5 protein-coding genes and 2 pseudogenes are annotated in these 9,342 nt (G+C 69.0%); all 7 read right to left on the bottom strand.

Annotation, left to right across the window (positions count from 1 at the left end):
- Positions 1-33: 33 nt before the first annotated feature.
- Complete coding sequence (serA, locus tag U9977_RS22610) at positions 34-1,623, bottom strand: phosphoglycerate dehydrogenase (RefSeq protein WP_322751298.1); 1,590 nt, start codon at positions 1,621-1,623, stop codon at positions 34-36.
- A 128-nt stretch (positions 1,624-1,751) separates the two neighbouring features.
- On the bottom strand, positions 1,752-2,753 hold the full coding sequence (gene ilvC, locus U9977_RS22605) for a ketol-acid reductoisomerase (protein WP_322751299.1): 1,002 nt from the start codon (positions 2,751-2,753) through the stop codon (positions 1,752-1,754).
- Positions 2,754-2,796: 43 nt separating this feature from the next.
- The gene (ilvN, locus tag U9977_RS22600) at positions 2,797-3,321 is read right to left on the bottom strand and encodes an acetolactate synthase small subunit (RefSeq protein ID WP_322751297.1); all 525 of its coding nucleotides are present in this window, start codon (positions 3,319-3,321) and stop codon (positions 2,797-2,799) included.
- Between the two features lie 25 nt (positions 3,322-3,346).
- A complete protein-coding gene (locus U9977_RS22595) occupies positions 3,347-5,173 on the bottom strand; it encodes an acetolactate synthase large subunit (protein WP_322751296.1) in 1,827 nt (608 codons plus the stop codon).
- A gap of 431 nt (positions 5,174-5,604) precedes the next feature.
- On the bottom strand, positions 5,605-7,296 hold the full coding sequence (locus tag U9977_RS22590; protein ID WP_322751295.1) for a penicillin-binding transpeptidase domain-containing protein: 1,692 nt from the start codon (positions 7,294-7,296) through the stop codon (positions 5,605-5,607).
- A gap of 333 nt (positions 7,297-7,629) precedes the next feature.
- Positions 7,630-9,130: pseudogene (gene gatB / locus U9977_RS22585) on the bottom strand (Asp-tRNA(Asn)/Glu-tRNA(Gln) amidotransferase subunit GatB).
- Positions 9,131-9,144: 14 nt separating this feature from the next.
- A pseudogene (locus tag U9977_RS22580) lies at positions 9,145-9,342 on the bottom strand (hypothetical protein); the annotation flags it as partial.

Genomic DNA, 9,342 nt, shown 5'->3' with positions numbered 1-9,342 from the left:
TTTACTCGTCTACTCGTCTACTCGTCTACTCGTCTACTCGTCGCCGAGACTGACCGCGCGCGCCGCGGACGCTCCGATGATCTTCGCGATCTCAACCAGGATGTCGTGCGGGACCGCGTCGTCGAGGGAGAGCGACATGAGAGCCTCACCGCCGGCCTTGCGCCGGCTGACCTGCGCGCTCGCGATGTTGATCTGCGCTTCACCCAACAGCGCGCCGACCGCTCCGACCACGCCCGGCCGGTCGGAGTAACGGAAGAACGCCAGGTGCGCCTGGGGGCGGAGGTCCACCTCGAACTCGTCGATCGCGGTGACCTTCTCGACCTGGCGGGGGCCGGTGAGCGTGCCGCTGACCGACACGGGCGTGCCGTCCGCCAGCACCCCGCGCACCGTCACCAGATTGCGATAGTCAGGGCTGTCCTCGGACGTCTCAAGCTGGACGGCGACCCCCCGCTCCTTGGCCAGGAGCGGCGCGTTGACGTAAGTGACCGGCTCCTCGATGACGTCGGTGAACACCCCCTTGAGGGCGGCGAGCGCCAAGACCGACACGTCGTGGGCGGCGATCTCGCCACGGACCTCGACGGTGATCGCTGCGGCAAGACCACCGGCGATGCCGGTGAACAGCTGCCCGAGCTTCTCGGCGAGCGGCAGTCCGGGGCGCACATCCTCAGCCACCACCCCGCCTGCCTGCACGTTCACCGCGTCCGGCACGAACTCGCCGTTGAGGGCCAGGCGCACCGACCGGGCGACCGCGAGGCCGGCCTTGTCCTGAGCCTCCTGGGTGGAGGCCCCCAGGTGCGGAGTGACCACAACGTTGTCGAGGTCGAACAGAGGCGAGGACGTGGTCGGCTCAGTGGCGAACACGTCGATACCTGCGCCGCCGACCCGACCGTCGCGGATGGCGTCGGCCAGCGCCGACTCGTCGATGAGCCCGCCGCGGGCGTCGTTGACAATGATCACACCCGGCTTGACGCGCTCAAGCTCGTCCCTGCCGATGAGACCGAGCGTCTCCGGGGTCTTGGGCAGGTGGATCGTGATGACGTCGCTGATGCGCAGCAACTCGTCGAGCTCGACCAGGCGCACGCCCATCTGAGCGGCGCGGGCCACCGAGACGTAGGGGTCATAGGCGACGATGTGCATGCCGAACGCCGACAGCCGCTGCGCGACCAGCACCCCGATCCGGCCGAGCCCGACCACACCCGCGGTCTTGTCCGCGAGCTCGACCCCGACGTACTTCGACCGCTTCCACTCACCGGCGCGCAGCGCCGCGCTCGCCGCGGGAATCCGGCGGGCCACCGCCACCAACAGCGCAACAGCGTGCTCAGCGGCACTGACGATGTTCGACAGCGGAGCGTTGACGACCATGACACCGCGGGTCGTCGCGGTCGCGACATCGACGTTGTCCAGCCCGATCCCGGCGCGGGCGACGACCTTGAGCGACCCGGCCGCCGCCAGCACCTCCGCGTCCACCTTGGTCGCGCTTCGCACGATCAGCGCGTCGACGGTGCCCACCGCGTCCAGGAGCGCGGCCCGGTCGGCCCCGTCGACGTGACGAACCTCGAACTCGCTGGACAGCAGCTCCAGCCCGGCTGGTGACAGCTCCTCGGCAACCAGAACGACGGGCACGGTAGGGCTCCTTGAATGCTCCGGGGACTGCGGCCGCCAGCGAGGCGTACCGGCGGGCGCGGTCAGCCTACCGACCGGTGGGGTCCCCGCGCGTGCAGGCCCCACCGGTCGGTGCCGGTCGGTACCGGTCAGTCGGTGGGTGTCGCGATCCAGGACATCAACGGACGGAGCCGGGCGCCCACCTGCTCGATCGGGTGGCCCTTGCCCTCCTCGACAAGCTTGGTGAATTGCGGGCGTCCCGCGTCGTCCTCGGCAATCCACTCACGGGCGAACGTCCCGTCGCGGATTTCACCGAGGATGCGGCGCATTTCGTCCTTTACCGCCGGGGTCACCACCCGCGGGCCGCGGGTGACGTCGCCGTATTCGGCCGTGTCGGAAATCGAGTACCGCATCTGGCTGATGCCGCCCTCGTACATGAGGTCGACGATCAGCTTCAGCTCGTGCAGACACTCGAAGTAGGCCACCTCGGGCTGATATCCGGCTTCGACCAGCGTTTCGAAACCAGCCTGCACCAGCGCGCTCGCGCCCCCGCACAGGACCGCCTGCTCGCCGAAGAGGTCGGTCTCGGTCTCCTCGGTGAAGGTCGTGCGCAGCGCGCCGGCGCGGGTGCCGCCGATCGCCTTGGCGTATGCCAGTGCGAGCGGGAGGGCGCTGTGGGACGCGTCAGCCTCCACCGCGACCAGCACCGGAACACCCTTACCCTCGGTGAAGGTCCGCCGGACCAGGTGCCCGGGGCCTTTCGGGGCGACCATGAAAACGTCCACCCCGGCCGGCGGCTCGATCAGGCCGTACCGGATGTTGAAACCATGCCCGAACGCGAGGGCCTTGCCCGGCGAGAGGTTGGGGGCGATGGATTCCGCATAGATCTTGCGGTGGGCCGTGTCGGGCGCGAGCAGCATAATCACATCCGCTTCGGCGGACGCCTGCGCCGGCGTGAGCACCCGCAGGCCCTGCTCGGCAGCCTTCGCCCGGCTACGGCTGGTCTCAGGCAGACCGACCCGGACGTCGACACCGCTGTCGCGCAGGTTGAGGGCGTGCGCATGGCCCTGGCTGCCGTACCCGATGACGGCGACCTTCCGATTGCTGATGTTGTCGAGCGACGCGTCGGCGTCATAATAGATCTCGGCCATCGTGGGCAACTCTCTTCTTTCTGTCCGTCGAAAAGGCGGTGAGCTACGCGGTGCGCTCGAGAGCGCGCAGGCTGCGATCGGTGATCGACCGGGAACCTCGACCGAGGGCGACCATGCCGGACTGGACCAGCTCCCTGATACCGAACGGTTCGAGCATCCGGATGAGAGCGTCGAGCTTGTCACGGGTACCGGTGGCCTCCACCGTTACCGCGTCGGGCGCGACGTCGACCACCTTCGCACGGAACAGCGTGACGGTTTCCAGGACCTGGGAACGGACCGACATGTCGGCCCGCACCTTGATCAGAACCAGCTCCCGCCGCACCGACGCCGCCGGGTCCATTTCAACGATCTTGATGACGTTGACCAACTTGTTGAGCTGCTTGGTGACCTGTTCGAGCGGCAGCTCGTCGACGGCCACGACAATCGTCATGCGGGAGACGTCATCGTGCTCGGTCGGTCCGACCGCGAGTGACTCGATGTTGAAACCGCGCCGGGAGAACAGCCCCGCAACGCGGGCGAGGACGCCGGGCTTGTTCTCCACCAGCACCGACAGTGTATGCGTGGTCACCTTGACCAGACCTCTCCTCAGATCCTCAGAGCTCTTCGTAGTCGAAGGCGGGGGCGATGTCGCGAGCGACCCTGATCTCGTCATTGCTCGCGCCGGCGGCGACCATCGGCCACACCATCGCATCCTGGTGGACGATGAAATCAACCACGACCGGCGCGTCGTCGATGGCCATGGCCTTCTCGATCGTGGCGTCGACCTCGTCCGGCGACTCACACCGCATGCCCACGCAACCGAGCGCCTCAGCCAGGCGCACGAAGTCCGGCACCCGGCGCGAGCGTCGGTTGGAAGCGTCGGGATGCGTGCCCAGTTCAGTGTTGGAGTAACGCTTGTCGTAGAAGAGGGTCTGCCATTGGCGGACCATTCCCAGCGCTCCGTTGTTGATGATCGCAACCTTGATCGGGATGCCTTCCAGCGCGCAGGTCGCCAACTCCTGGTTTGTCATCTGGAAGCAGCCGTCGCCGTCGATCGCCCACACGATGGCGTCCGGCCGACCGACCTTGGCGCCCATCGCCGCGGGCACGGCGTAGCCCATGGTGCCCAGGCCACCGGAGTTCAGCCAGGTGTACGGGTGCTCGTAGGAGATGAACTGCGCCGCCCACATCTGATGCTGGCCGACCCCGGCGACATACAGCGCCTCCGGACCGGCGATCTTCCCGATCCGTTCGATGGCGTACTGGGGAGCGATCGAGCCGTCCGCCGGTCGGTCATAACCCAACGGGTAGGTCCGGCGCCAGCCGTCGAGCTGGCGCCACCAACCGGTGAGGTCCGGCCGCGTCTCCGCCTGCAACGCGGCGATGAGATCGATGATCACTTCCCGGCAGTCGCCGACGATCGGCACGTCCGCGACCCGGTTCTTCCCGATTTCGGCCGGATCGATATCTGCATGGATGACCGCGGCCTTCGGCGCGAAGGAGGCGAGTTTCCCGGTCACCCGGTCATCAAAACGGGCACCCAGGGTGATCATGAGGTCTGACTTCTGTAGCGCGGTGACCGCGGCGACCGACCCGTGCATGCCCGGCATGCCCAGATGCTGGGGATGGGAGTCGGGGAACGCGCCGCGCGCCATCAGCGTCGTCACCACCGGGATGCCGGTGAGCTCGGCGAGCGTGCGCAGCTCGACGGCGGCCCGCGCCTTGAGCACGCCACCGCCGACGTACAGGACTGGGCGGCGGGCGGCGCTGATGAGCTTCGCCGCCTCCCGGACCTGCTTGGCATGCGGCCGGGTGACCGGTCGGTAGCCGGGCAGCTCCAGCGTGGGTGGCCAGATGTCGCCCGGCAGTACCGCCGTGGTCGACTGCAGGATGTCCTTGGGCAGGTCGACCAGGACCGGCCCGGGACGTCCGGTCGCGGCGAGGTGGAAAGCCTCGGCGATCGTGCGGGGGATGTCGTCGGCGCTGTGGACGAGGAAGTTGTGCTTCGTGATCGGCAGCGTGATGCCGCAGATGTCGGCTTCCTGGAAGGCGTCCGTCCCGATCGCCGCGCTCGGCACCTGGCCGGTGATCGCCACCATGGGTACCGAGTCCATGTAGGCGTCCGCGATCGGCGTGACCAGATTCGTCGCGCCCGGCCCGGACGTCGCGATGCACACGCCGACCCGTCCGGTCGCCTGGGCGTAACCCTCTGCGGCGTGCCCGGCGCCCTGCTCGTGACGGACCAGGATGTGGCGGAGGCGTTCGGCGTCGTACAGCGGGTCGTAGGCCGGCAGGATCGCGCCGCCGGGGATGCCGAAGACCACGTCGGCCCCGACCGCCTCGAGGGAAAGCACGAGCGACTGCGCTCCGGTGATCTCTCTGCTCATCTGATCGTCTTCCTTGACGTTCCGCGGTGGTGACAGGTTGGTAGCGCCGGGCATAAAAAAACCCCCCGTGCCAGGAGGCACTGAGGGGCGGCGCGCGGAGTCTTGCTTCGCCTACGCGCGCTCTACACGTACGAGGATGCCGGGGACCATGCGCTTACCTTCCCCGACATCCGCGCCGCCGTCAAGGTCCCCGTCGCAACCGCGACGAAACACCGCAGCCCGGACGACCATCGCGCTCACCCGCCTCCCCCGACCACCGGCCACCGGCCACCGGCCACCGGCCACCGGCGATCTTTCGAGGTTTGTACGCCGGAAACGGCCTTGTTGATCGCACAAACCTAGAAAGATCGCCCTGGTCACGGCTGGCCGGGGCACCCGCTGACCCGCTGACCGGTCAGCGGGCACGCTGTGACCGGCCGACGGGGCTGCGGCGTCAGGCGGCGGCGTCAGGGGGCGGCGTCAGGGGGCGGCGTCAGGGGGCGGCGTCAGGGGGCGGCGAGGCCCGCGAGGAAACGGGCCGCGACCGGCGCCGCCGACTGCGCTCCGAAGCCGCCGTCTTCGACGACGACCGCGAAGGCCACGGTGCCGCGGTAGCCCACGAACCATCCGTGCGTCGGCGGCGGGTTGCCGTCCTTGTACTCGGCCGTGCCGGTCTTGCCGTGCACCTCGCCGGGGAAGGCCACCCCGTTCGCGGTGCCCTCGGTGACCACCGCGCGCATGAAATCCTGCAGCGGCGCGACCACCGCCAGCGGCAACGCATTGCTCCTGGGCGCGGTGCCGGCCACGAACGGCTGGCGCCAGGTCCCACTGGCGACGGCCGCCGCGACGCTCGCCATCTGCAGCGGGCTCGCGGACACCTTGCCCTGCCCGATCGCCGCGGACGCCGACTCGACCGCATCCTTGGGCGTCGGGAAGGAGCCGCCGACGCTTGCGATCGGCAGCGGCTGGCTGCCGTCGAAGCCGTACAGCTTCGCGGCCTGCTCCAGCGCGGAGTCCGGCAGCGACTGTTCCAGGCGGATGAACGCGGTGTTGCAGCTACGCGCGAACGCCGCCCGCAGCGGGATCGGACCGAACTGCTCGGACTCGGCGTTCTGGAACGTACGCCCGCCGATGGCCACCGTCTGTGTACAGTCCAGCGACGTGTTCGCGTCCTTGCCTGCGATCAACGCCGCGGTCGCGGTGACAATCTTGAAGGTGGAACCCGGCGGATATCTGCCGATCACCGCCCGGCTGTATCCGTTCAGCGGATGGTTGACCAGTGCCAGGACCCCGCCCGTCCGGGTGTCGACCGCGACCAGCGCCCCATTGGGCTTAGCGGCGGTCGCCATCGCCGCCTCGCCGGCCCGCTGCACGTTCAGGTCGAGCGTGGTCTGCACATCCTTGCCATCGGTAACTGGGTATGTCCGAAGCGTGCTGACAGTCTCGTTCCGATCGTTGCGGACGACTACCGTGCCGCCCTGCGGTGCGAGGTCGGCGTCATAGACGCGCTGCAGCCCGGACGACGGGGCGACCTGACCGATCAGGTTGCCGGCAAGCTCCGCGTCAGCACCGAGCGGCTGCCCGTTGGCGTCGAGCAGCTGTCCCCGCTTGCCCGTGGAGGAGGTGCGGTCCAGCCGTAGACCGGGCGCCAGGGCTGGGTTGACCGAGTCGGGACGCGCCTGCACCTTCCACGCCTTGCCCTGCTGCACGAGGCGGAGCACACCGTCGTAGGCGAACGGCTCGCCAAAGCCTGCAAGGGTGAGCGACGCAGAGTAGCCGACCGTCGCGTTCGAGTCGCGGCGCGTCAGGGCTCTGGCAACGAATCGGGCCCCGGTCACGTTCAGCTTGGTGCGGACGTCGACCATCGTCGCCACGAGCTGGTCGACCGCGATCGTCCCCGGCACGCTCACGGCCGTCACGCCGGCCTTACCCCGCTCCTGCGCGGCTGCGACAGCGCTGGCGTCGCCGCCCGCGTCGCCCGGTGAACCCAGGCTCTGCCAGCCGGAAAGGTAGGCCTGTGCGGCGGTCGTCGCCGCCCGGTCCGCGGCACGCGCATCGGCGCGGGTTTTCAGGACGTACCCGACAGCGGCCGCGGCCACCAGCACAAGGACGACCACCACCACGACGAGCATTCGGGTCCGGCTTCGCCCGCGTCGCCGCGAGGTCGAGGCGGTGAACCCACTGGGGGTGAGAGGCACCTTGGCGCGCACTCCTCCCGGAAACGGTGACCGGGCGCGCCATGATCCTTGGCGACCACGAGGCCTCCGGCGCGCTAAAACATGATCGTGCATCCGGAGGGATCACCAGCGTCCTGCTCCGGTCCTCCTCCGGGTGCGCGACCAAGTCTACGGACGGCCACACACGTCCAGTCCCGTGACACGCCGAGGGCTGTCACAAAAATGTGGCATTACCGTCGCGTACCGTTCGAGCGGTAGGTGGAAATCGCCGCCCTGGTAACCATTTCCACCTATGACCAACACCGATGGTCGCCAGGCGTAGGTGGGAAATGTCACCAGATCGACAGATTCCACCTACTCCTTCAGGCGCTCCAGCAGGAGCGTGCGGGTGGCGTTCGCATCGGCCTGACCCTTCATGGCCTTCATGACGGCGCCGACCAGCGGGCCGACCGCGTTCAGCTTGCCGCCCCGGACCTTGTCCGCGATGGCGGGCTGGGCGGCGATGGCCGCGTCCACCGCCTGCGAAAGTGCACCGTCGTCCGACACCAGCTTCAGGCCGCGGCTGGCCACCACCTCGTCCGGTGCGCCCTCGCCGGCGAGAACGCCGTCGATGACCTTACGGGCGAGGGCGTCGGTGAGCTCACCCGCCGCGACCAGCGCCGCGATGCGGGCGACATCCACCGGCCCGATCGCGAGGCCCGTCGGTGGTACGCCCGCGTCGGCGGCCCGGCGCGCGAGCTCGTTCAGCCACCACTTGCGGGCCGCCTCGGCCGGCGCGCCCGCCGAGATGGTCTCCTCGACCAGGTCGAGAACACCCGCATTACGCATCTTCACGATGTCGCTAGGCGAGATGCCGTGGTCGACGGCAAGGCGGGCGCGCCGCTGCGCCGGCAGCTCCGGAATGGTCGCCCGGACCGCGTCGACGTACTCGTAGGTCAGCGCCAGCGGTGTCAGGTCGGGCTCGGGGAAGTACCGGTAGTCGGTCGCCTCCTCCTTGGATCGGCCGGTCGACGTCGTACGGGGACGCCTCGTCGAAGTGCCTGGTCTCCTGGACGATCCGAAGGCCCGCGTCCAGGCGACCCGCCTGCCGGACGATCTCGTACCGGACGGCCCGCTCCACCGACCGCAGCGAGTTGAGATTCTTGGTCTCCGAGCGGGTGCCGTAGGGTGCCACCGGCTCGCCGGGCGCCGGACGCCGCCGCAACGAGACGTTGGCGTCGCAACGCAGCGAACCCTGTTCCATGCGGACGTCGGAGACGGTGAGCGCCCGGCACAGCTCACGCAGCTCGTCGACGTAGGCGCGGGCGACCTCCGGTGAGCGGACGTCCGGCTCGGTGACGATCTCGACGAGCGGGATCCCGGCCCGGTTGTAGTCGACCAGCGAGTGCGTGGCCCCGTGGATGCGCCCGGTGGCCCCACCGACATGCAGGGACTTGCCGGTGTCCTCCTCCATGTGGACGCGGGTGATGCCGACCCGATGGATCTTCCCGTCAACCTCCACGTCCAGCCAGCCGTTCTCACACAGCGGCTCGTCGTACTGGCTGATCTGGAAGTTCTTCGGCATGTCCGGGTAGAAGTAGTTCTTACGCGCGAATCGGCACCAGGACGAGATCGAGCAGTTCAGCGCAAGGCCGATCATCATGGCGAACCGCACGGCGGCCTCGTTGACCACCGGCAGCGATCCGGGCAGCCCCAGGCAGGTCGGGCATACCTGGGTGTTGGGCTCCGCGCCGAACACCGTGGAGCAGCCGCAGAACATCTTCGAGGCGGTGCCGAGCTCGACGTGTGTCTCCAGCCCGATCACCGGCTCGTAGCGGGCGACGGCGTCGTCGAAGGTGGGGGTCGTGACCGCCACGCTGGCCGGGGATGTCAACGCAGGTGCTCCTGTTCAACCGGGTCCGCCCGACCTGACGAGCCTGGCGAATCTGACACGCTCGATGAATCTGATGGACCGGACGAGCCGACCTGGGGCGGGGTCGAGGTCTCGGTCGAGGTCTCGGTCGAGGTCTCGGTCGGGGTCGAGGTCTCGGTCGGGGTCTCGGTGTCCTCGCGCGGCCGGTGGAGGCC

Source organism: Protofrankia sp. Cas8, from assembly GCF_963555845.1.
GTDB lineage: Bacteria > Actinomycetota > Actinomycetes > Frankiales > Frankiaceae > Protofrankia.
Note: the sequence above shows the minus strand (reverse complement) of the source record. Positions and strands in the feature narration are given on the sequence as shown.